Annotated in this window: 19 protein-coding genes and 1 pseudogene; 16 read left to right on the top strand and 4 right to left on the bottom strand. The window is 73.6% G+C overall.

Translation table 11 applies throughout. The features are described 5' to 3' along the window. Positions 1–53: 53 nt before the first annotated feature. The 8 genes from alc (at position 54) to ACYF6T_RS36735 (ending at position 8,149) form a co-directional block, all read left to right on the top strand. Positions 54–1,169: an allantoicase gene (gene alc, locus ACYF6T_RS36770; protein ID WP_461702025.1), complete on the top strand. Its 1,116-nt coding sequence runs from the start codon at positions 54–56 to the stop codon at positions 1,167–1,169. Between the two features lie 132 nt (positions 1,170–1,301). After that, the gene (locus tag ACYF6T_RS36765; RefSeq protein ID WP_461702024.1) at positions 1,302–2,111 is read left to right on the top strand and encodes an AIM24 family protein; all 810 of its coding nucleotides are present in this window, start codon (positions 1,302–1,304) and stop codon (positions 2,109–2,111) included. A gap of 89 nt (positions 2,112–2,200) precedes the next feature. Beyond that, positions 2,201–2,827 (top strand): dihydrofolate reductase family protein, encoded by a 627-nt coding sequence (locus ACYF6T_RS36760; protein ID WP_461702023.1) that lies wholly within the window; start codon positions 2,201–2,203, stop codon positions 2,825–2,827. 132 nt (positions 2,828–2,959) lie between these two features. After that, complete coding sequence (locus tag ACYF6T_RS36755) at positions 2,960–3,355, top strand: guanyl-specific ribonuclease (protein WP_461702022.1); 396 nt, start codon at positions 2,960–2,962, stop codon at positions 3,353–3,355. A 301-nt stretch (positions 3,356–3,656) separates the two neighbouring features. Continuing rightward, a complete protein-coding gene (locus ACYF6T_RS36750; protein WP_461702021.1) occupies positions 3,657–4,922 on the top strand; it encodes a sensor histidine kinase in 1,266 nt (421 codons plus the stop codon). A 764-nt stretch (positions 4,923–5,686) separates the two neighbouring features. Next, positions 5,687–6,367 carry a response regulator transcription factor gene (locus ACYF6T_RS36745; protein WP_461702020.1) on the top strand — a complete coding sequence of 227 codons (681 nt, stop codon included), beginning with the start codon at positions 5,687–5,689 and terminating at the stop codon, positions 6,365–6,367. A 67-nt stretch (positions 6,368–6,434) separates the two neighbouring features. Then, positions 6,435–7,619, top strand: coding sequence for a cytochrome P450 family protein (locus tag ACYF6T_RS36740; RefSeq protein ID WP_461702018.1), 1,185 nt, complete (start codon positions 6,435–6,437; stop codon positions 7,617–7,619). 32 nt (positions 7,620–7,651) lie between these two features. Next, positions 7,652–8,149 carry a hypothetical protein gene (locus ACYF6T_RS36735; RefSeq protein ID WP_461702017.1) on the top strand — a complete coding sequence of 166 codons (498 nt, stop codon included), beginning with the start codon at positions 7,652–7,654 and terminating at the stop codon, positions 8,147–8,149. Here the strand turns inward: ACYF6T_RS36735 and ACYF6T_RS36730 are convergent. Beyond that, positions 8,142–9,164, bottom strand: a complete 1,023-nt coding sequence (locus ACYF6T_RS36730; RefSeq protein ID WP_461702015.1) for a Gfo/Idh/MocA family protein — start codon at positions 9,162–9,164, stop codon at positions 8,142–8,144. The genes ACYF6T_RS36735 and ACYF6T_RS36730 overlap by 8 nt on opposite strands. 129 nt (positions 9,165–9,293) lie before the next feature. Between ACYF6T_RS36730 and ACYF6T_RS36725 the strand changes: the two genes are divergently transcribed. From ACYF6T_RS36725 to ACYF6T_RS36690, 8 genes are all read left to right on the top strand, one after another. Further along, complete coding sequence (locus ACYF6T_RS36725) at positions 9,294–10,031, top strand: GntR family transcriptional regulator (protein ID WP_461702092.1); 738 nt, start codon at positions 9,294–9,296, stop codon at positions 10,029–10,031. Positions 10,032–10,199: 168 nt separating this feature from the next. Continuing rightward, positions 10,200–11,348 carry an ROK family glucokinase gene (locus ACYF6T_RS36720; RefSeq protein WP_461702090.1) on the top strand — a complete coding sequence of 383 codons (1,149 nt, stop codon included), beginning with the start codon at positions 10,200–10,202 and terminating at the stop codon, positions 11,346–11,348. Beyond that, positions 11,345–11,926 (top strand): sugar kinase, encoded by a 582-nt coding sequence (locus ACYF6T_RS36715; RefSeq protein WP_461702013.1) that lies wholly within the window; start codon positions 11,345–11,347, stop codon positions 11,924–11,926. The genes ACYF6T_RS36720 and ACYF6T_RS36715 overlap by 4 nt, the downstream gene beginning before the upstream one ends. A gap of 100 nt (positions 11,927–12,026) precedes the next feature. After that, a complete protein-coding gene (locus ACYF6T_RS36710; RefSeq protein ID WP_461702012.1) occupies positions 12,027–14,870 on the top strand; it encodes a DEAD/DEAH box helicase in 2,844 nt (947 codons plus the stop codon). Between the two features lie 587 nt (positions 14,871–15,457). After that, entirely contained in the window at positions 15,458–17,356 is a 1,899-nt protein-coding gene (locus tag ACYF6T_RS36705) for an SWIM zinc finger family protein (protein WP_461702088.1), read from the top strand. Positions 17,357–17,511: 155 nt separating this feature from the next. Then, a complete protein-coding gene (gene pcaDC / locus ACYF6T_RS36700; RefSeq protein WP_461702011.1) occupies positions 17,512–18,813 on the top strand; it encodes a bifunctional 3-oxoadipate enol-lactonase/4-carboxymuconolactone decarboxylase PcaDC in 1,302 nt (433 codons plus the stop codon). A gap of 46 nt (positions 18,814–18,859) precedes the next feature. Next, positions 18,860–19,495, top strand: coding sequence for an MBL fold metallo-hydrolase (locus ACYF6T_RS36695; RefSeq protein ID WP_461702086.1), 636 nt, complete (start codon positions 18,860–18,862; stop codon positions 19,493–19,495). 58 nt (positions 19,496–19,553) lie between these two features. After that, positions 19,554–20,333 carry an exodeoxyribonuclease III gene (locus tag ACYF6T_RS36690; protein ID WP_461702010.1) on the top strand — a complete coding sequence of 260 codons (780 nt, stop codon included), beginning with the start codon at positions 19,554–19,556 and terminating at the stop codon, positions 20,331–20,333. 17 nt (positions 20,334–20,350) lie between these two features. Here the strand turns inward: ACYF6T_RS36690 and ACYF6T_RS36685 are convergent, their stop codons facing one another. The 3 genes and pseudogenes from ACYF6T_RS36685 to ACYF6T_RS36675 form a co-directional block, all read right to left on the bottom strand. Next, positions 20,351–22,216 (bottom strand): SGNH/GDSL hydrolase family protein, encoded by a 1,866-nt coding sequence (locus tag ACYF6T_RS36685; protein ID WP_461702009.1) that lies wholly within the window; start codon positions 22,214–22,216, stop codon positions 20,351–20,353. A 118-nt stretch (positions 22,217–22,334) separates the two neighbouring features. Beyond that, positions 22,335–22,649: a ferredoxin gene (gene fdxA, locus ACYF6T_RS36680; RefSeq protein WP_461702008.1), complete on the bottom strand. Its 315-nt coding sequence runs from the start codon at positions 22,647–22,649 to the stop codon at positions 22,335–22,337. Further along, positions 22,646–22,783: pseudogene (locus ACYF6T_RS36675) on the bottom strand (2-oxoacid:ferredoxin oxidoreductase subunit beta); the annotation flags it as partial. The pseudogene ACYF6T_RS36675 and the gene fdxA, both read right to left, overlap by 4 nt.

Here is a 22,783-nt window from a genome sequence, read left to right as displayed (position 1 = left end):
ACCCCCTGACCCGCCCGCACCCGCAGCGGCCGACACCCGAAAGGACACCCTTCGTGACGGCGATCCCGAGCTTCACCGGCGACGCGAACCCCTACGGAGGCGGCGACCCGTACGCGGACTACCGCACCGCCGACTTCCCCTTCACCCGGTACGCCAACCTCGCCGACCGGCAGCTGGGCGCCGGTGTCATCGCCGCCAACGACGAGTTCTTCGCCCAGCGCGAGAACCTCCTGGTGCCCGGGCGCGCCGAGTTCGACCCCGAGCACTTCGGGCACAAGGGCAAGATCATGGACGGCTGGGAGACCCGCCGCCGGCGCGGCGCGAGCGCCGAGCACCCCTGGCCCGCCGCCGACGACCACGACTGGGCGCTGGTGCGCCTCGGCGCGCCCGGCGTCGTGCGGGGCGTCGTCGTCGACACGGCCCACTTCCGCGGCAACCACCCGCAGGCGGTGTCCGTCGAGGGCACGTCCGTCCCCGGCGCGCCCTCCCCGCGGGAACTCCTCGGCGACGACGTGAAGTGGACGACCCTGGTGCCGCGCACCCCGGTCGGCGGCCACGCGGCGAACGGCTTCGCCGTCGCCGTCGAGCAGCGCTTCACACACCTGCGCGTCAACCAGCACCCCGACGGCGGCATCGCCCGCCTGCGCGTGCACGGCGAGGTCGTGCCCGACCCGGAGTGGCTGGCGGTCCTCGGCACCTTCGACGTGGTCGCCCTGGAGAACGGCGGCCGGGTCGAGGACGCCTCCGACCTCTTCTACTCGCCGGCCACCAACACCATCCAGCCGGGCCGCTCCCGCAAGATGGACGACGGCTGGGAGACGCGCCGGCGCCGTGACCAGGGCAACGACTGGATCCGCTACCGCCTGGCCGCGCAGGCCGAAATCCGTGCGCTGGAGATCGACACGGCGTACCTCAAGGGCAACAGCGCGGGCTGGGCGGCGGTGTCCGTGCGGGACGGGGAGGACGGCGACTGGCGCGAGGTCCTCCCGCGCACCCGCCTCCAGCCCGACACCAACCACCGCTTCGTCCTGCCGGCCCCGTCCGTCGGCACGCACGCGCGCGTGGACATCTACCCCGACGGAGGCATCAGCCGTCTGCGCCTGTTCGGCTCCCTGACGGAGCAGGGCACGGCGACGCTGAGGGCCAGGTACCAGGAACTGGGCGGCTGACGGCTGGCCCCCGACGCCGGACGGGCCGCGCCCCGACGCCGGACGAGTGACTTCGCGGCCCGTCCGTATGTGAGGAGGAGGTTCCGCCGAGCGGGCCGGAACTCTTCCGGTCGCCTCCGTCGTTGTCCCGGCGTGACACTTCAGCAAGAGATCGTCGGCAACGCCATGCAGATGGCGGTCGTCAACCTGCAGCTCGGTCAGACCGTGTACTGCGAGGCCGGAAAGTTCCTGTTCAAGACGGCGAACGTGACCATGGAGACCCGTCTGTCCGGTCCGTCCGGCGGCGGCCAGCAGCAGGGCGGAGGCGGCGGCATGGGCGGCATGCTGCGCCAGGCCATGGGCACCGCCATGCAGGTCGGCCAGCGCATGCTGGCGGGCGAGTCGCTGGCGTTCCAGTACTTCACCTCCCAGGGCGGCGAGGGCACCGTCGGCTTCGCGGGCGTGCTCCCCGGCGAGATGCGCGCCCTGGAGCTCGACGGCACGCGCGCGTGGTTCGCCGAGAAGGACGCCTTCGTGGCCGCCGAGTCCACCGTCGACTTCGGCATCGCCTTCCAGGGCGGCCGCACCGGCATGAGCGGCGGCGAGGGCTTCATCCTGGAGAAGTTCACCGGCCACGGCACGGTGATCATCGCCGGTGCCGGCAACTTCATCGACCTCAACCCGGCCGACTTCGGCGGCCGCATCGAGGTCGACACCGGCTGTGTCGTCGCCTTCGAGGAGGGCATCCAGTACGGCGTCCAGCGCGTCGGCGGCCTCAACCGCCAGGGCCTGATGAACGCCGTCTTCGGCGGCGAGGGCCTGTCCCTGGCCACCCTGGAGGGCAACGGCCGGGTGATCCTGCAGTCCCTGACCATCGAGGGGCTGGCGAACGCCCTGAAGAAGGCCCAGGGCGGGGACAAGCAGGGCCCGACCGGCGGCCTGTTCTCCACGCACGCGGGATGACCGGCCCGGCCGACCACCGATGAGTTGCGGGCGCCGGCGGGGTCTGAGGTGATGACAGCAGACCCCGCACCAGGAAGCAGGAACCCGCCATGGGCAAGCTCGTCTCCACGATCTTCGTCACACTCGACGGCGTCTACCAGGCCCCCGGCGGCCCCCAGGAGGACACCCGGGGCGGCTTCGAGCACGGCGGCTGGAGCTTCGTCTACGGCGACGACGACTTCGGCCGGTTCGTCACCGAGGTCTTCGAACGCCCCGGCGCGTTCCTCCTCGGCCGCCGTACGTACGACATCTTCGCCGCGTACTGGCCCAAGGTGACCGACCCCGACAACCTCGTCGCCGCCCAGTTGAACACTCTGCCGAAGTACGTGCCCTCGGCCACCCTCACCGACCCCTCCTGGGCCGGCACGACCGTCCTCGGCGGTGACCTCGCCAAGGAGGTCACCGCCCTCAAGGAGCGCACCGACGGCGAGCTCCAGGTGCACGGCAGCGGCGCCCTCGTGCAGTCGCTGCTCGCCCTGGACCTGGTCGACACCCTGCACCTGGCGACCTTCCCGGTCGTGCTCGGCACGGGCCTGCGCTTCTTCGCGGAGGGCGCCCTGCCGACCAGGTTCCGCCACACCGGCGGCCTCGTCACCTCCGCCGGGGTCTCCATCCAGACGTACGACCTGGCCGGGCGGCCCGAATACGGCTCCTACGAACTCCTCGAGAACGCCTGACCGAACGCCGTGTGGGGGCCGTGTGGCGGCGCGCGGCCCCACGTTAACTGCCGGAAAACTCATCGGACTTGACGGGAAATTCTGCGGAGTTGTCATTGACATGCCACCATCTACGCGCGTCATCATGAGGGCATGAGATTCCCCCCACGCGCCACTCGGATCGGCGCCGCAGCCGCACTTCTGTCCGCCCTCCTCGTGGGCGGCACCGTCTCCGCCACCACGGCGGACGCCGCTGCCACCTCCGTCGGCAGCATCTGCTACAGCGACCTGCCCTCCCAGGCGTACGACACGCTCGACCTCATCGCGTCGGGCGGCCCCTTTCCGTACGCGCAGGACGGCACCGTCTTCCAGAACCGCGAAGGCGTGCTCCCCTCACAGCCGTCCGGGTACTACCACGAGTACACCGTCATCACGCCTGGCTCCTCCACGCGCGGAGCTCGCCGCATCGTCACCGGCGAGGAGTACGAGGAGGACTACTACACGGCGGACCACTACGCCACGTTCGACCTGATCGACTTCGGCTGCTGAGCGGCTTCCTCCGCCCGGCGGTCCGCTGAGGAGCGGCGCGACCGTCCGGAGGGCCCGGCCGCGCTCACCCGGGCCTCCGGCTCACCTGCCGCACTCCGGCTCACCCGCCGGATTCCCGGCAACGCTTTCCACGGCACCACCCTCGCCCCGCGGTCCCCCCACATCGGCCGCGGGGCGAGCCGCGTCCGCCGGGGCTGCGGTTGCCCGCGACGGGTGCCTGCGCGCCGAAAGTCTGCGGCGGCGCGACTTTGGTCGGCGATCGGCCTCGCGCAGGGGTGAACGGCGGCTTCCCTGCGTAGATTTGTCGACCGTGAGGGATGAAGAGGCGACGTCGGCCGCCGCGCGGGTCGTGGGACACCGGTGGCTCTTCCCGTCCGCCGTACTGCACGAACTCGACCCCGACGCCGGCCGGTCCGCCCGGCCGCGGCGCACCGCGCGGGACTGGGTCGTCGACGTCACCTGCTTCCTGCTGGCCGTCGCCGTCGCGCTCGCGGCCGCCAACTCCCTGCACGACCAGCCGCACCTGTCGCACTCCCTCGCCGTCTTCGACCAGCTCCTCGGCGCCCTGGCCTGCGCCGCCGTCTGGCTGCGCCGACGCTGGCCGGTCGGCCTCGCCGTCGCCATGCTCCCCGTCGGGCTGCTGTCCAGCACGGCGGGCGGCACCGGCATGGTCGTCCTGTTCAGCCTCGCCGTGCACCGGCCCTTCCGGTACGTCGCCTGGATCGGCGGTGTCTCCCTCGCGCTGATCCCGCTGTTCTCCTGGATGCGCCCCGATCCCGACCTGCCCTACGCGGGCGCGGTCGCCTTCGCCGAACTGCTCACGCTCACGGTCATCGGCTGGGGGATGTTCGTACGGTCCAAACGGCAGCTGATGCTGAGTCTGCGCGACCGCGCCCGGCGCGCCGAGACGGAGGCGCGGCTGCGGGCCGAGCAGGCGCAGCGGCTCGCGCGCGAGGCCATCGCCCGCGAGATGCACGACGTCCTCGCGCACCGGCTGACCCTGCTCAGCGTGCACGCCGGAGCGCTGGAGTTCCGGCCGGACGCGCCCCGCGAGGAGGTCGCCCGGGCCGCCGGCGTCATCCGGGAGAGCGCCCACGAGGCCCTCCAGGACCTGCGCGAGATCATCGGCGTGCTGCGGGCCGGGGAGCCCGACGAGACGGGGCGTCCGCAGCCGACGCTCGCCGCGCTGGACGCGCTGGTCGCCGAGTCCCGCGAGGCCGGCATGAAGGTCGCCCTCGACAGCCGTGTCACCGACTCCGCCGCCGTCCCGGCCTCCGTCGGCCGCACCGCCTACCGCATCGCCCAGGAGGGCCTGACCAACGCCCGCAAACACGCCCCCGGCACCGAGGTCACGGTGTCCCTCACGGGAGCGCCGGGGGAGGGCCTGACGGTGACGGTACGCAACCCGCCCCCCGAGGGCGAGGTCCCGCACGTCCCCGGCTCCGGCCAGGGCCTGATCGGCCTGACGGAACGCGCGACACTGGCCGGCGGACGCCTGGAACACGGGGTCGCGTCGGACGGGGGGTTCGAGGTGCGGGGATGGTTGCCGTGGGGGGCGGGGGGATGAGGCCGCGGTTCGTGGGGGGCGGGGGGATGAGGTGGCGGTTTGTAGGGGGCGGGGGGATGAGGTGGCGGTTCGTGGGGGGCGGGGGGATGAGGTGGCGGTTCGTGGGGGGCGGGGGGATGAGGCGGCGGTTCGCAGGGGGTGACGTGCGCCGCAACTGTGCCGACCCCGCCCACCGCGCCCCGGCGAGGCGCGCCCATCCACGCGCGCGTGCCCTCTGCGCCAGGGCGCGTCGCCTCCCGAGGTGCCCGAGGCCGGCTCTCACGCGTACGTGCCCGCGGTGCCAGCGCCGTCCGCGCCCGCGATGTCCCCGCTTGCCGCGCCAGTACTGTCCGCGCCCGGGATGCGTGAGCCTGCCGCGCCAGTACCGTCCGCTCTCGCCGTGTCCGAGATCGCGCCCCACACGTGCGTGCCGTGACCGGCGGTCGGCGCGTCTGCCCATACGCGCGTGCCGTGGTCGTTGTCCGTGTGCCCCGCCCACGCGTGCGTGCCATGACCATCGGTCCGTGTGCTCGCCCACGCGTGCGTGCCATGACCATCGGTCCGTGTGCTCGCCCACGTGCGCGTGCTGTGGTCGTTGGTCCGTGTGCTCGCCCACGCGCGCTTGCCCTGACCGTCGGTCCGTGTGTCCGCCACGTGCGCGTGCCGTGACCGGCGGTCCGTGTGCCCGTGCGCTCGCGGGTGTTCGTCCTCGGTGTACCGCAGTTCAGGCCCCCGGGCGGGCCGAGCACGCCGCGCGGGCGGGGGCGGCGTGGTTTTGTGAGCGCATGACTGCGATCAGACTGCTCCTCGTGGACGACGATCCTCTGGTGCGGGCCGGACTGTCCCTCATGATGGGCGGTGCCGAGGACATCGAGATCGTCGGCGAGGCCGCCGACGGCGCCGACGTGGAGGCGCTGGTCGAGCGCACGCGCCCGGACGTCGTGCTCATGGACATCCGGATGCCGTCGGTGGACGGCCTGACGGCCACGGAGCGACTGCGCGGGCGCCCGGACGCCCCGCAGGTCGTGGTGCTCACCACCTTCCACGCCGACGAACAGGTCCTGCGCGCCCTGCGCGCGGGCGCCGCCGGGTTCGTCCTCAAGGACACCCCGCCGACCGAGATCGTCGACGCCGTACGCAGGGTCGCGGCCGGCGATCCCGTGCTGTCGCCCGTCGTCACCCGCCGTCTGATGGACCACGCCGTCGACTCCGCGGCCGACACCCGCCGGGCACGCGCGCGTGAGCGCCTCGCCACCCTCAACGACCGCGAACGCGAGGTCGCCGTCGCCGTCGGCCGCGGTCTGGCCAACGCCGAGATCGCCGCCGGGCTCTTCATGAGCGTGGCCACCGTCAAGACCCACGTCTCCCGCATCCTGGCCAAACTGGACCTCAACAACCGCGTACAGATCGCCCTGCTGGCGTACGACGCGGGGCTGTTGGAGGAAGCGGAGGGGAACGGGCACTAGCGGCGGGTGCCGGGCGTTGTCGGGGGGAGGGGTGAGGGCGGGAGCCGGGAAGCGACGGGGGAGAGGCATGACGGACGTGATCGACCTGGGGGAGTTCGGCGACGACTTCCGCCGCGACCCGCATCCCGTGTACGCGCGGCTGCGCGAGCGCGGCCCGGTGCACCGGGTGCGGCTGCCCGTGCCCGACGAGCACTACGAGACCTGGCTCGTCGTCGGCTACGAGGAGGCGCGCGCCGCCCTCGCGGACCCGCGGCTCGCCAAGGACGGCACCAGGATCGGCATGACGTTCCTGGACGAGCAGCTGATCGGGAAGTACCTCCTGATCGCCGACCCGCCCCAGCACACCCGCCTGCGCTCCCTGGTCTCCCGTGCCTTCACCATGCGCCGCGTGGAGGAACTGCGGCCGAGGATCCGGCAGATCACCGACACCCTGCTCGACGAGATGCTCCCGCACGGCCGCGCCGACCTCGTGGAGTCGTTCGCGTACCCCCTGCCGATCACGGTGATCTGCGAGCTGCTGGGCGTGCCGGAGATGGACCGCGCGGAGTTCCGCAAGGTGTCGACGGAGGCCGTCGCGCCCACCAGCGCGCAGAGCGAGTACGCGGCCTTCGAGCGGCTCGCCGCGTACCTCACGGAGCTGATCCAGGACAAGCGCCGCGCCGGCCCGGGCGACGACCTGCTGAGCGACCTGATCCGCACCACCGCGGAGGACGGCGACCGCCTCTCGCCGGGCGAACTGCGCGGTATGGCCTTCGTGCTGCTGATCGCCGGCCACGAGACGACGGTGAACCTGATCGGCAGCGGCGTCCTCGCCCTGCTCACCCACCCGGACCAACTGGCCGCCCTGCGCGCGGACATGACCCTGATCGACGGCGCGGTCGAGGAGATGCTGCGCTACGAGGGACCGGTGGAGAACGCCACGTTCCGCTTCGCCGCCGAGCGCCTGGAGATCGGCGGCACGAGCATCGCGCCCGGCGAGGCGGTGATGGTCGGCCTCACCGCCGCCGGCCGGGACGGCACCCGCCACCCCGACCCGGACCGCTTCGACATCCGCCGCGACGCCCGCGGCCACCTCGCCTTCGGCCACGGCATCCACTACTGCCTCGGCGCCCCCCTGGCCCGGCTCGAGGCGCGCACCGCGATCCGCACCCTCCTGGAGCGCGCCCCGGACCTCGCCCTCGACGGCCCGCCCGGCGACTGGCTGCCGGGCATGCTGATGCGCGGGGTGCGCAGCCTGCCGGTGCGCTGGTAGAACGCCCGCCGAGGACTTTCGAGGGGGCACGCGTGCTGCGTACCGCGGAGATCACCGCCGAGCTGACCGGACGGCTCGACGGCGACGACTTCCACAACCTGCACTGGCGTTCCAAGGTGGAGTTCACCGTGGACTGCTTCATCTGCGAGCGGACCGACCGCACCACCATCTTCGAGCGCGGCGCCGAACGGGCCCTGTGCTCCGGCAGCAGCGGCTTCAAGAGCCACTACACCGCGGGCCGCATCGCCGCGTACGACACCACCACCGGCTCCGGGCGGCTCGCCCTGCGGGCCCTCGTCGACTTCTGGTGGGCGCCCTTCGAGGACGCCAAGGACGGCAAGCGGGGCCTGGCGCCCACCAGCCACCCGTGGGTGCGCCTGCACCTCGGCTACTACTGCCCGAGGACCAAGGAGTCCGGCGCGGACTTCCTCCAGACCAACGTCGTCCGCCCGTACGCCCTGCGGTGCGCCCACTGCGAGTCCGTCCTGGCCACGGACACCACCGCATCCGCGATACGCCTGCTCACCTGAACGCGGACTCCGCCCCGCCGGGGATCTCCGCGAGCGCCACCGGTCTGCGCTCCCGCCGGGAGACCTCGCACGCCTCGGCGATCCGCAGCGCCTGCAGGGCCTCGCGCCCGTCGCAGGGGTTGGCCCGTTGGCCCAGCACCACCTCCACGAACGCGGCCAGTTCCGCCTCGTAGGCGGGCCCGAAGCGCTCCAGGAACCCGGTCCACGGCTTGTCCGCGGCCGGCGGCCCGGTCGGCTCGGTGGACGCGATGGGCGTACGGTCGTCCAGCCCGACGGCGATCTGGTCGAGCTCCCCGGCCAGCTCCATGCGGACGTCGTACCCGGCGCCGTTCAGCCGGGTCGCGGTGGCCGTGGCGAGCGTGCCGTCGTCCAGCGTGAGCAGGGCGGCGCCCGTGTCGACGTCGCCCGCCGCGCGGAACACCGCCCCTCCGGCGTCGGAAGCGGCCGCGTACACGTCGACGACCTCGCGCCCCGTCACCCAGCGCAGCATGTCGAAGTCGTGGATCAGCGTGTCCCGGTACAGCCCGCCGGACAGCGCCAGCCACTCGGCCGCGGGCGGCGCCTGGTCGCTGGTGAGCGCTCGTACGGTGTGCAGCCGCCCGAGCCGGCCCGCGCGGACCGCTTCCCGCGCGCCCGTGTAGCCCGCGTCGAAGCGGCGCTGGAACCCCATCTGCAGGATCGTCCCGGCGGACTCGACCTCGGCGAGTGCGCTCAGCGTGCCGGGCAGGTCGAGCGCGATGGGCTTCTCGCAGAACACCGGCAGCCCGGACCGTGCTGCCCGACCGATCAGTTCGGCGTGCGCCGAGGTCGCCGTGGTGATCACCACCGCGTCGACGCCCCACCGGAAGATCTCGTCCACCCCGGGGGCCGCCGTCTCTCCTAAACGATGGGCCAGATCCTGGGCCCGGGCCGGGTCCGTGTCGGTGAGGATGAGAGAGCCGACCTCGCGGTGGCGACTGAGCGTGTTCGCGTGGATGGTGCCTATGCGGCCCGTACCGATGACCCCGATGCGCATGAAAACAAAGTGCGGGTTTGGTGTGGACGCTGTCAATCCGTATGTCCGGACAACCGAACTACACAACTTCCCGTCAACAACGTGTGGAGCTACGCTCGGGCCGTGCCGAAACCAGAAGTGGACCCGACCGTGTCGCTCGAGCTCAGTGTGGACCGGAGCTCTCCCGTGCCGTTGTACTTCCAGCTGTCCCAGCAGTTGGAGGCGGCGATCGAGCACGGAGCGCTCACGCCGGGCAGCCTGCTGGGCAATGAGATCGAGCTGGCCGCCCGGCTCGGCCTGTCCCGGCCCACCGTCCGCCAGGCCATCCAGTCCCTGGTCGACAAGGGTCTGCTGGTGCGCCGCCGCGGCGTCGGCACGCAGGTCGTGCACAGCCAGGTCAAACGCCCCCTGGAGCTCTCCAGCCTCTACGACGACCTGGAGGCGGCCGGCCAGCGACCCGCGACGAAGGTGCTGGTCAACACCGTCGTCCCGGCGACCGCCGAGGTCGCCGCCGCCCTCGGGGTGGCCGAGGACGGCGATGTGCACCGGGTGGAGCGGCTGCGCCTCGCGCACGGCGAGCCGATGGCGTACCTGTGCAACTTCATCCCGCCGGGCCTGCTCGATTTGGGCACGGAGCAGCTGGAGACGACCGGCCTGTACCGCATGATGCGCGCGGCCGGCATCACCCTGCACAGTGCCCGGCAGACGATCGGGGCCCGCGCCGCCACGGCCGCCGAGGCCGAGCGGCTGGCCGAACCGGAGGGCGCCCCGCTGCTCACCATGCAGCGCGTCACGTTCGACGACACCGGCCGGGCCGTCGAGTACGGCACGCACACCTACCGGCCGACCCGCTACTCCTTCGAGTTCCAGTTGCTGGTGCGCACGTAGGGGACGAGTACGGCGAAGTCCGCCCGATGGTCGTAATGTAACGACAATCGAAGGGCCTGCCGGCGCGCGGCCGTCCGTCCGCCCCACCCGGACTGGGCGCACATCCCCCGTCCGCCTTTGCTCCCCCGCACAGCACCCTTACCCGCGGTGAGGCAGAATCGGGCCTTGATGAGCACCTACGGCAACTTCACGGCCCCCATAGGCTCCCGCCGCGCCCCCGCGCTCCGCACCGTCGGCACGAGGGAGCGCCGGTCACACCTGACCGCGCCCCGTGTCCCCACCGTCGGCATCGACATCGGCGGCACCAAGGTGATGGCGGGCGTGGTGGACGCCGACGGCAACATCCTGGAGAAGGTCCGCACCGAGACGCCGGACAAGTCCAAGAGCCCCAAGGTCGTCGAGGACACGATCGTCGAACTGGTCCTGGACCTCTCCGACCGGCACGACGTGCACGCCGTCGGCATCGGCGCGGCCGGCTGGGTCGACGCCGACCGCAACCGCGTCCTGTTCGCGCCGCACCTGTCCTGGCGCAACGAGCCGCTGCGCGACCGTCTCGCCGGCCGTCTCGCCGTGCCCGTCCTGGTCGACAACGACGCGAACTCCGCCGCCTGGGCCGAGTGGCGCTTCGGCGCCGGCCGCGGCGAGGACCACCTCGTCATGATCACCCTGGGCACCGGCATCGGCGGCGCGATCCTGGAGGACGGCCAGGTCAAGCGCGGCAAGTACGGCGTCGCCGGCGAGTTCGGCCACATGCAGGTCGTGCCCGGCGGCCACCGCTGCCCGTGCGGCAACCGCGGCTGCTGGGAGCAGTACAGCTCGGGCAACGCCCTGGTGCGCGAGGCGCGCGAGCTGGCCGCGGCCGACTCCCCGGTGGCGTACGGGATCATCGAGCACGTCAAGGGCAGCGTCGGCGACATCACCGGCCCGATGATCACCGAGCTGGCCCGCGAGGGCGACGCGATGTGCATCGAGCTGCTGCAGGACATCGGCCAGTGGCTCGGCGTCGGCATCGCCAACCTGGCGGCCGCCCTGGACCCCTCCTGCTTCGTGATCGGCGGCGGTGTCTCGGCCGCCGACGACCTGCTGATCGGCCCCGCCCGGGACGCCTTCAAGCGCCACCTCACCGGCCGCGGCTACCGTCCCGAGGCCCGCATCGTGCGCGCCCAGCTCGGCCCCGAGGCCGGCATGGTCGGCGCCGCCGACCTGGCCCGTCTGGTCGCCCGCCGCTTCCGCCGCGCCAACCGCCGCCGCGTCGAGCGCCACGAACGCTACGCGCGGTACACGGAGGCCCGCCGCTCCACCCGGGACACCGCATGACGGCCTCGCTGCCGCGTCAGGCCGCGCCCCCGGACGAGCCGTCCGGGCCCGTCGAGGACCGCCGCCACATGATCCGCCGCCGGGCGCTCACCCTGCTCATCATCGTGCTGCTCATCGGCGTCCCCGCGGGCTACCTGGTGATCTCCGCCAACCAGAGCCGCGACGCCGGCAAGGACAAGGAGGCGAAGTACTCGGCGACCGGCCTGACCAGGGGCTGGCCGTCGAAGGTGCAGCGCCGCCTGTACGAGGTGCCGATGCCGCACCCGTCCGGCAAGGTCGCCTACTACGAGACGAACAACTGGAAGACCAGCCGCCTCTACGTCCAGTTCCAGACCCCGCTCCGGAACCTGGACGTCTTCCTCGCCGACCTGGGCGTCAGGCGCTCCGACTTCCAGCGCGGCGACATCACCATCAGCGCGCGCGACCAGAAGATCACCGGCTGGAAGTTCACCGGCCCCGGCCCCTGGTACGGCCTCGTCCACAAGCAGAAGAACCCGAAGCCGACCCAGGACATCGTCATGAGCCTGGCGGACCCGAACAACCCGTTCTTCTACGTCGTCTCCCGCACGGTTCCCTGACGCGACCGGCCCCGGCCCGGTCGCCGGGGCCGATTGTCAGACCCCGCCCGTAGAGTCGAAGACGTCTGATCCGACACACGGGCGGGAGGTGACAGGTCGTATGAGCGACAGGGCTGCGGTGACCGAGCGGGTACCGCTGCGAATGGCGGCCGTCTACCTGCCGGCGCCCCTCCCGCGGGACGGACGCATCGCCTTCTGGGACCCGGACGGCGGGTCGCTTCCGGAAGGCAACCCGGACGGTGGATCGCCTGCGGACGGGACCACGGAGCTCACGGTCGTACGACCGCACGGCGCGGGTGTACGGCGCCGCAGCGCCCGCGCGCTCTGCCTGCCGGTCGGCGAGGCGCTGCCCCTTCTCGTCCGGGCCCGCCGCGAGGCCGGCGCGCACCCCGCCACCGCCTGCTGGGGAGCCGCCGCGCTGCACGCCCTGGGGCTGGTCGCCCGTGGCCGCCTGCTGCCCGGCCTGACGCCCTCCGGGCACGACGCGTGGCGGGCCGGACCCCTCGACCCGGACGACATCGCGCACCTCAGGGCGATCGCCGCGGCCCTGCCGTACGAGGGCCACGCGGTGCCGCTGCCCGGGTCCGGACCACTGCGGCTGCCCGAGCCGGAGGCGCTGCTGCGCTCCTTCCTGGACGCGGTCGCCGACACCCTGCCCCGCACCCCCGCCGCCGCCCACGCCTCCGGCAGGCCCTTCGCCGACCGCCGACCCCAGCACCTGCCCGCCGCCCACGACTGGGCCGCGGAGGTCGCCGCCGGCATGGACGCGGGCGTGCGCGTCTCGCTCCGCCTGGACCTGTCGGCGTACGAACTGTTCGACGGCGACGACGCCGACGCGGGGGTGCGCACGGCGGGCGCGGCGATCGTCCAGGTGCACAGCCTCGCCGACCCCACCCTCGTCGTCGACGCGGCGGCCCTGTGGGCGGGCGAGGCGGCCGCCGCGTTCGGCCCCCGCGCGCGGGTGGACGCCGCCCTCGCGATCCGCCGCGCGGCCCGCATCTGGGCCCCACTGGACCGGCTGTCCGAGCAGGACGTCCCCGACGTCCTGGCCCTGTCCGACGAGGAACTGGGCGACCTGCTCGGCGTGGCGGCGGCGCGGCTCGCGGCCGCCGGAGTCGCCGTGCACTGGCCGCGGGACCTGGCGCAGGACCTGACCGCGGCCGCGGTGGTCCGGCCCGCGCCCGGCTCCGCCACGGACGGCACCGGTTTCTTCGAGAGCGAGGAACTGCTGCAGTTCCGCTGGCAGTTGGCGCTGGGCGGCGACCCGCTGTCCGAGGCCGAGATGGACGCCCTCGCCGAGACGCACCGCCCGGTCGTCCGGCTCAGGGACCGCTGGGTGCTCGTCGACCCGGCGCTCGTGCGCAAGGCCCGCAAACGGGAGCTGGGCCTGCTCGACCCGGTCGACGCGCTGTCCGTCGCCCTCACCGGCAGCGCCGAGGTCGACGGCGAGAGCGTCGAGGCGGTACCGGTCGGCGCGCTGGCGGCCCTGCGCGACCGCCTGACGGCCGGCGTACGCCCCGCCGAACCGCCGCCGGGCCTGCACGCCACCCTCCGGGACTACCAGCTGCGCGGCCTGGCCTGGCTGGACCTCATGACCTCCCTGGGCCTCGGCGGCTGCCTCGCCGACGACATGGGCCTCGGCAAGACGATCACCGTGATCGCGCTGCACCTCAAGCGCGCCCGCACCGAGCCGACCCTGGTGGTCTGCCCGGCCTCCCTGCTCGGCAACTGGCAGCGCGAGATCACCCGGTTCGCCCCCGGCGTCCCCGTCCGCCGCTTCCACGGCCCCGACCGCACCCTGGACGACCTGGCCGGCGGTTTCGTCCTGACGACGTACGGCACCATGCGCACGGCGGCCCCGCGGCTGGCCGAGCAGCGGTGGGGCATGGTCGTCGCCGACGAGGCGCAACACGTCAAGAATCCCTACTCGGCGACGGCCAAGGCGCTGCGCACCATCCCGACGCCGGCCCGGGTGGCGCTCACCGGCACGCCGGTGGAGAACAACCTCTCCGAACTGTGGGCCCTGCTCGACTGGACGACCCCCGGCCTGCTCGGCCCGCTCAAGTCCTTCCGCGCCCGGCACGCGCGCGCGGTGGAGAACGGCGAGGACGAGGAGGCGGTGACCCGCCTGGCCGCCCTGGTCCGTCCCTTCCTGCTGCGCCGCAAGAAGTCCGATCCCGGCATCGTCCCCGAGCTGCCGCCCAAGACGGAGACGGACCACCCCGTGCCGCTCACCCGCGAACAGGCGGCGCTGTACGAGGCGGTGGTGCGGGAGTCGATGCTCGCCATCGAGACCTCCGACGGCATCGCGCGCCGGGGGCTGGTGCTGAAGCTGCTGGGCGCGCTGAAGCAGATCTGCGACCACCCCGCGCTGTACCTCAAGGAGGAGCCGCACGCCGACGGCCGCCTGCTCGCCCGCTCGGGCAAACTCGCCCTCCTCGACGAGCTGTTGGACACGCTGCTGGCGGAGGACGGCTCGGCGCTCGTCTTCACGCAGTACGTCGGCATGGCCCGGCTGATCACCGCGCACCTGGCCTCCCGGGCGGTCCCGGTCGACCTCCTGCACGGCGGCACGCCCGTCGCCGAGCGGGAGCGCATGGTGGACCGCTTCCAGGCCGGCGCCACGCCGGTCCTGGTGCTGTCGTTGAAGGCGGCCGGCACGGGCCTGAACCTCACCCGTGCGGGCCATGTCATCCACTTCGACCGCTGGTGGAACCCGGCGGTCGAGGAACAGGCCACCGACCGCGCCTACCGCATCGGCCAGACCCAGCCGGTCCAGGTGCACCGCCTCATCACCGAGGGCACCGTCGAGGACCGTATCGCCGACATGCTCCAGTCCAAGCGCGCCCTCGCCGACGCGATCCTCGGCTCCGGCGAGTCGGCCCTCACGGAGCTCACCGACCGTGAGCTGTCCGACCTGGTGTCCTTGCGGAGGCCGGCATGACGGACCGACCGGCGGACGAGGCACGCCGCGCGTTGCGGGAGGCGCGGGAGCGGCGGGAGAAGGGGGCGGGCGAGGAGAAGACGGAGAGTGAGCACGCGCCGGTGAGCGGGGAGGGCGCGAAGGAAGCGGAACGTGCCGCGGAACGGCCCGGTGACGCCGCTCGCGCGGCGTTGCGGCAGGCGGTCCGGGCGGGCCGGTACGGCGGGGACGAGGTGGGCCCGGACGATGGTGAGGCACGTCAGGGAGCAGACGGCTCGGGCACCGAAACCGCGGACGACTCCGACGACGACGCGGTGTCCACGCCGCCGCCAGACTCTCCGTCCCGGCGCGACGAGGGTGGCGGTGCCGAGGCGCGGGTGGTGCGTCCCGCCGACGCCGCACGGGAGGCGTTGCGGGCGGCGCGGGGCGCGGCACGGCAGGCCCGTGGCGGGGAGGACGGGGCTGGCGGCGCGCCTGAAGACGCGTCCGCGCGGGAGACGCGGCGCGCGGGCCGGGCCGGCGGTGGCGGTCGTCCGGACCGTGGAGCACGGCGGGCCGGCGGGGTTCGGGCGCGCAGCGTGCGGGACTTGCTCGGCGACGCCTTCCGCATGCCATCCGAGCCGGACCAGCAGGAAGCGGAAGGAGGCGCCAACGCCGTTGGGGGCACGGGAAGTTCGGTCTCCCCGGAGTCCGTCGCGCGGAAGGCGACACCTGGCATCCACGGCACCGCGCCACATTCCGCCGACGACACTGCGACTCCCGCGAACGCCGAGGCTCACTCCTCCGACCCCGCGGCTTCGTCCGGCGCCGGCCCCCGCCGGCATTCCGCTGGCGACCCTGTGGCTCCTGTGGATGCCGAGGCTGACTTCTCCGGCCCTGCGGCTTCGTCCGGCGCCGGCCCCCGCCGGCATTCCGCCGGCGACCCTGCGGCTCCCGCTGGAGCCGGGGCCGACTCCTCCGGCACCGCGGCTTCGTCCGGCACCGCGGCTTCCTCCGGCTCCGGACCCCGCCCCTCCGGCCCCGCGGTTTCCCGCAGCGCCGCGGCACCCTTCGTCGGTCCCACGTCGCCCAACCCCACCGCCACCTCCAGTCCCACCACCAGCTCCACGCCCAGTTCCACGGCCAGTCCCACTACCAGCTCCACTACCAGCTCCACCCCCGCTGCCACCCCCGCTCCCGCCTTCACCCCCGGCGTGGCCTCCCCGCCACCGACCGGTGCCCCCCGCCGGCCTCGCTCCATGGGCGCGCCCTCCCGGGATGGTGATCTGCGTCGTACTTTTGCCGCCCTTCCGGCCCGTTCCTCCGGCGGTGATGCTCGGTTCGCGGAGACGTGGTGGGGGAACGCGTGGGTGGCGGCGTTGGAAGAGGGGGCGTTGGACGGCAAGCGGCTCGCGCGGGGGCGGGGTTATGCCGACCAGGGCAACGTGGACGCCATCACGGTGACCCCGGGCCTCGTGCTCGCCTACGTCCAGGGCAGCCGTCCCCGGCCGTACCGCGTGCAGGTGCGCGTGCGCACCCTCGACGACGCGGACTGGGACCGTTTCCTGGACGTCGCCGTCGAGCGCCCCGGGCACATCGCCGCGCTGCTGGACAAGGAGCTGCCCCAGTCACTGGCCGACTGCGGGGTGCCGTTGCTGCCGGGTCCGGGCGACCTCGACCCCCGGTGCAGCTGCCCCGACCGGGGCCATCCCTGCAAGCACGCTGCGGCCCTGTGCTACCAGACCGCCCGCCTCCTCGACGCCGACCCCTTCGTGCTGCTCCTGCTGCGCGGCCGGGGCGAACGCGAACTCCTCGACTCCCTCTCCCGCCTGAACGCCGCCCGCGCGGCCCGCGCCGCCCAGGAGCAGGAACCCGCGCCCCTGCCCGGCGTACGCGCCGCCGACGTCGTCGCCCGCGACCGCCGGCTGCCGCCGCTGCCACCGCCGTCGCCCGTGCCCCCGCACCCCGAGCAGCCCCCCGTCTACCCCGCGGCCCCGGGCGGCCCGGACCCCTTCGCGCTGGACCAGCTCGCGACCGACGCCGCCGCCCGCGCCCACGCCCTCCTCGTCACCGGCCACGACCCGGTGGCGGAGCTGACGTTCTGGCAGGACGCGGTCCGGCTCGCCGCCGCCCGCCCCGGCTCGGGCCTCACCGCCGCCACCCGCACGCTCTACTCCACCCTCGCCTCGGCCGCCGAACGCACCCCGGCGGAGCTGGCCCGCGCGGTCGCCGCCTGGCGGCAGGGCGGGTTGGAGGGCCTGGCGGTGCTCGAAGAACCGTGGGACCCCCCGGCGGGACGTTTCGACCGGGCGCGTCCCCTTCTCCTCGCCGCCGACCTGCCCCCGTTCCGCCCGTGGCGCAACCGCCTCACCCATCCCCGCGGCCACGTCCAGCTGCGCCTCGGCCGGGACGGCCTGTGGTACGCCTACGAGTCGGAACCGGGTCACGACGACTGGTGGCCTCGCGGCACCCCCGACCTCGATCCCGTCGGCGCCCTGACCGGCCTCGGCAGCCCGGGCGACCTCTGACCCGCCACCCAGCCCGGCGCGCCTCCACCCGGCACTCGCCCCGCCCCGCATCCGGTGAAGACCGTGTGAGGGTTCCCCGGTGATCCGCGGGAGCCGGGTGTGGGGACTGGGGGTCGAGGGGCCGGGCGTACAGACACGGCGGTTAGCGTGGAGCGGTGAGTGAGACGCAGCCCCCCGCCCTCCAGTACCGCTTCGACGGCCCGGAAGACGCCCCGGTCCTCATCCTCGGTCCCTCCCTCGGCACCACCTGGCACATGTGGGACCGCCAGGTGCCGGAGCTCACGAAGCAGTGGCGCGTCTTCCGGTTCGATCTGCCGGGACACGGCGGCGCACCGGCGTACCCGGCGGGCTCCGTGGGCGATCTGGCGGCCCGGCTGCTCGCCACGCTCGACGGCCTCGGCGTGCAGCGCTTCGGCTACGCGGGGTGCGCCCTCGGCGGCGCCATCGGCATCGAGCTGGCGCTCGGCCACCCGGAGCGGCTCGCCTCGCTCGCGCTGATCGCCGCCTCCCCGCGCTTCGGCACGGCCGACGAGTTCCGCCAGCGCGGGGTGATCGTACGGACCAACGGGCTCGACCCCATCGCCCGTACCTCCCCGGACCGCTGGTTCACCAGCGGGTTCGTCGCCGCGCAGGCGGCCATCACCGAGTGGGCGGTGCAGATGGTGCGCACCACGGACCCCGGCTGCTACATCGCCGCCTGCGAAGCGCTCGCCGCATTCGACGTCCGCTCCGAGCTGGGCCGCGTCGGCGTGCCCACCCTGGTCCTGGTCGGCTCGGACGACCAGGTCACCGGCCCCGCCGAGGCCCGCACGCTGGTCGCCGGCATACCGGACGCCCGGCTCGCCGTCGTCCCCGGCGCCTCCCACCTCGTCCCGGTGGAGCAGCCCGCCGCCGTCACCGACCTGCTGGTCAGGCACTTCTCCACCGCCTGGCAGCCGGGCTACGTCGAGTCCTCCACCGGCCAGGTGGCCATCCCGGCGTCGCTCGCCAAGCCGGTGGTCCTGCCCGCCCCGGTCCAGGCCGCGCCCATCGCGGAGATCGCGCCCCCCGCCGCGCAGCCGCAGCAGGCGGGGCGGCCCGACCCGTACGACGCCGGTATCAAGGTGCGCCGCGAGGTGCTCGGCGACGCGCACGTGGACCGGGCCCTCGCACAGGCCGACGACTTCTCCGGCGACTTCCAGGAGTTCCTCACCAGATACGCCTGGGGTGAGATCTGGGACCGGCCCGGCCTCGACCGCCGTTCGCGCAGCTGTGTCACCCTCACCGCCCTGGTCGCCGGCGGCCACCTGGACGACCTGGCCACCCACACCCGCGCCGCCCTGCGCAACGGGCTCACGCCGGGCGAGATCAGGGAGGTCCTGCTCCAGGCGGCCGTCTACTGCGGCCTGCCGGCGGCCAACAGCGCGTTCAAGGTGGCGCAGCAGGTCATCAGGGAAGAGACGACGCCCACGGAGTGAGCCGCCCGGCCTGCGCCGGAAACGCGGCAGGATGGATCTCATGAAGCTGACGCTCACGAAGAAGTCGCACGCCTGCGTACGTCTGGAGAAGGACGGGCGGACACTCGTCCTCGACCCCGGAGGGTTCAGCGAGGAGGACGCCGCCGTCGGCGCGGACGCGATCCTCGTCACGCACGAGCATGCCGACCATTTCGACGAGGGCCGGCTGCGGGCCGCGATGGAGGCCAACCCGGCGGCCCGGATCTGGACCCTGAAGTCGGTCGCCGAGCAGATCTCGGCCGCCTTCCCGGGCCGTGTGCACACCGTCGGCCACGGCGACACCTTCACCGCCGCCGGCTTCGACGTCGAGGTGCACGGCGAGCTGCACGCGGTGATCCACCCCGACATCCCGCGCATCACCAACATCGGCTTCCTCATCGACGGCGGCCGCGTCTTCCAGCCCGGCGACGCCCTCACCGTCCCCGGCCGGCCGGTCGAGACGCTGATGCTGCCGGTCATGGCCCCCTGGAACAAGATCTCCGAGGTCATCGACTACGTCCGTGAGGTCGGGCCGCAGCGCGCCTACGACATCCACGACGCCCTGCTCACCGACCTCGCCCGCCCGATCTACGACCGTCAGATCGGCGCCCTGGGCGGCACGGAGCACCTGCGGCTGACGCCGGGCGAGTCCGCGGAGGTCTGAGTCACGGGCCCAACGGGCGGAAGCCGCGTTGTCAGTCCCGCCGGGTAGGTTGTCAGGCATGCGCATCGCGACCTGGAACGTGAACTCGATCACCGCCCGCCTGCCGAGGCTGCTGGCCTGGCTGGAGAGCACCGGCACGGACGTGCTGTGCCTCCAGGAGGCCAAGCTGGCCGAGGAGCAGTTCCCGTTCGACCAGCTGCGCGAGCTGGGCTACGAGGCGGCGGTCAACGCCAACGGCCGGTGGAACGGCGTGGCGGTGCTCTCCCGCGTCGGCCTGGAGGACGTGGTCAAGGGGCTGCCGGGCGACCCCGGATACGACGGTGTGGTGGAGCCCCGCGCCGTCTCGGCGACCTGTGGCCCGGTCCGCGTCTGGTCGGTGTACGTGCCCAACGGCCGCGAGGTCGGCCACCCCCACTACGCCTACAAGCTCCAGTGGTTCGAGGCCCTGAAGGCGGCCGTCGCCGGTGACGCGGGCGGCAGCCGCCCCTTCGCGGTCCTGGGCGACTACAACGTGGCGCCGACGGACGACGACGTGTACGACGTCTCCGCCTTCGAGGGCTCCACCCACGTCACCCCCGCCGAGCGCGCCGCCCTCGCCTCCCTGCGCGAGGCCGGCCTGTCGGACGTGGTCCCGCGCCCCCTCAAGTACGAGCACCCGTACACGTACTGGGACTACCGCCAGCTCTGCTTCCCCAAGAACCGCGGCATGCGCATCGACCTGGTGTACGGCAACGAACCGTTCGCCACGGCCGTCAAGGACGCGTACGTCGACCGGGAGGAGCGCAAGGGCAAGGGCGCCTCGGACCACGCGCCGGTGGTCGTCGACCTCGACGTGTAGCCCAACAGGCGCCAGCCCTACAGGAGCCGCAGGTCCACCGACTCCGCCAGCGCCGCCAACCCCGTGTCGCCCGGGTGCAGATGGTCGCCGCTGTCGTACGCGGGAAGCATGCGCGTCGGCTGCGCGGGGTCGCGGATCACCGCGTCGAAGTCCAGCACCCCGTCGAACAGGCCGCTCTCCCGCAGCCAGGTGTTGACGGCGGTCCGCTCGGCGTCCACGGCGTCCGTGCAGCCCGCCCGGCCCCCGCAGGGCAGGATCGTCGCCGCCAGCATCCGCAGCCCCCGGGCGTGTCCCCGGTCCGCGAGCTCCCGCAGCCCGGCGGTCACCTGCTCGGCGCCGGCCCCCGCCAGCAGGTCGTTCACGCCCTCGAAGACCACCGCGGTGCGCACCGAGGTCTGCGCGAGGACGTCCCGGTCGAACCGGTGCAGGGCGCTCACGCCCGAGTTGTCCGTCGAGACCCCGTCGCCGGGATAGCGGTCGGAGACCACACGGTTGCCGGAGATTCCCTGGTTGAGGACCCCATAGTGCGGGACCACATGCTGCGCCCGCAGCCGTGTGGCCAGCACATCGGGCCAGCGCCGGTTGGCGTCCGTCGTCGACCGGTCCCCGTCGGTGATCGAGTCCCCGAGCGCCACCACGGACCCCGGCCCGCCGACCACGTCCACCCCGGTCAGCAGCGGCCAGTCGGTCCGGGTCGTCGAGTACGCCGTCGCCGGGCCGTCGGCCGTGTGGTCGCCCGGTTCGCTCAGATACGACCGCTGCACGGCGAGCCGGTGCACGGGCGCCGCCGTCACCGTGTCCGGCAGATGGAAGCTCACCAGCAGGTTGGCGTCGGCCGGCACCGCGAAGTCCAGCGGATCGGTGAACGCCTGCGCCCCCGCCGGGATCTCCACACCGGGCACGCCCCGGAACGACACCGGCACCGGCGTCCCCCGCGCCTCGGCCCCCGCGGCCTGCACGGCCACCGTGGCGGCGCCGATCCGTACCGGCGCCGACGCGAAGGTGTTGTCGAAGCGCAGCCGCACCCGCGGCCCGCCCACCGACGTGTGCACCACGAGCCGCAGCGTCCGGTCCTGCCAGGGCCCCAGCGCCGGATACCCGGAGGTGCCCGCCGCCCAACTCCCCGTCCAGCCGGTCCCGTCGTCCCGCACGGACAGGGCGAACACATGCAGCCCCGGCGCGCTCGGCAGCCGTACGGAGGCCACCGCGCGCCCCGGCACGAGCGGTGCCGTGACGACGTACAGCCGGGCCTTCTCGGTGAGCCGGCCGGCGGGTGTGTTGACGTGCGGCAGGGCGACGGCCTTCGTGGCGAGCGGGCCGGTGCGCCAGTCGGGGACGGTCAGCCGGTACGAGGAGCGGGTGCCGTCGGCGTAGGAGACCGCGCCCGTGCCGCCGGTGTCCGCGCCGTCCGTGCCCGCGACCAGGAAGGCGAGCGCGTCGCCGCGCCCGGTGACGCGGACGGACTGCCCGTCGGCCCGTACGTTGTCCGGTTCGCCGGGCCGCCGGTGCGGCCAGACGAGCCGGGCGCCCTGCACGGTGAGTGCCCGGCCGGGCGTCCACCCCGCCGCCGTCAGGTCCCCGGCCGACAGGGAGGCGCCCGAACCGTCGAAGTCGGCCGCGTCGGGGCGGGCGTCGTCGCTGACCGCCGCGTTGTCGAAGAGCCGCTCCAGCGGAAGCGGTTGCTTCGGCGGAAGTGGTTGCTCCGGCGGAAGTGGTTGCTCCGGCGCAAGCGGTCGCTCGGGCGGAAGAGGCGTCGCCGGGGAGTCGCGCCCTTCCGCCCGCGGGGCCTGCCCGGCCACTGCCGGTCCGGCGGACACGGCCGACAGGGCGATCACCACGGCGGCGATCGACGGAAGTCCTCGGACGAGACGCCGTGGACGCACGGGCGGCTCCCTCCCGCAGCGGAATCTGACGGATCGACAGTAATCACCGACCCCGGTACCGCACAGGAGACACTCAGGCCAACCGGGCCGGCCCGCGCCCCCCCGGGTCCCCGCCCGGTCAGCTCGTCGGAACCGGCCGGCCGGCGACGAACGGGTGGTCCTCCTCGGCCGGGCCGGTGTCGCTCGCGCCGCCGCCCAGCTCCGCGCAGAACTCGGTGTCCGCCGCGCGGAACGCCGACCACTCCTGCGGGAGGTCCTCCTCGAAGAAGATGGCCTCCATGGGGCAGGCGGACTCGCAGGCGCCGCAGTCCACGCATTCGTCCGGGTTGATGTACATCTTGCGCGGGCCCTCGTAGATGCAGTCCACGGGGCACTCTTCGACACAGGCCTTGTCCTTGATGTCGACGCAGGGCTGAGCGATCACGTACGTCATGAGGAACTCCCCACAGTCCAGGTGTCGTTACCGGAGAGAAGGGCGGTCAGGTCGCCCTTGCCGTGCTGTTCGACCGCGGTGTCGAGCTGGTCGGCCATCCGCGTGTCGTAGACGGGCCGCTCGACGTCACGGAA

The organism is Streptomyces sp. 7R007, assembly GCF_054850255.1.
This window is presented reverse-complemented; position numbering and strand designations above follow the sequence as displayed.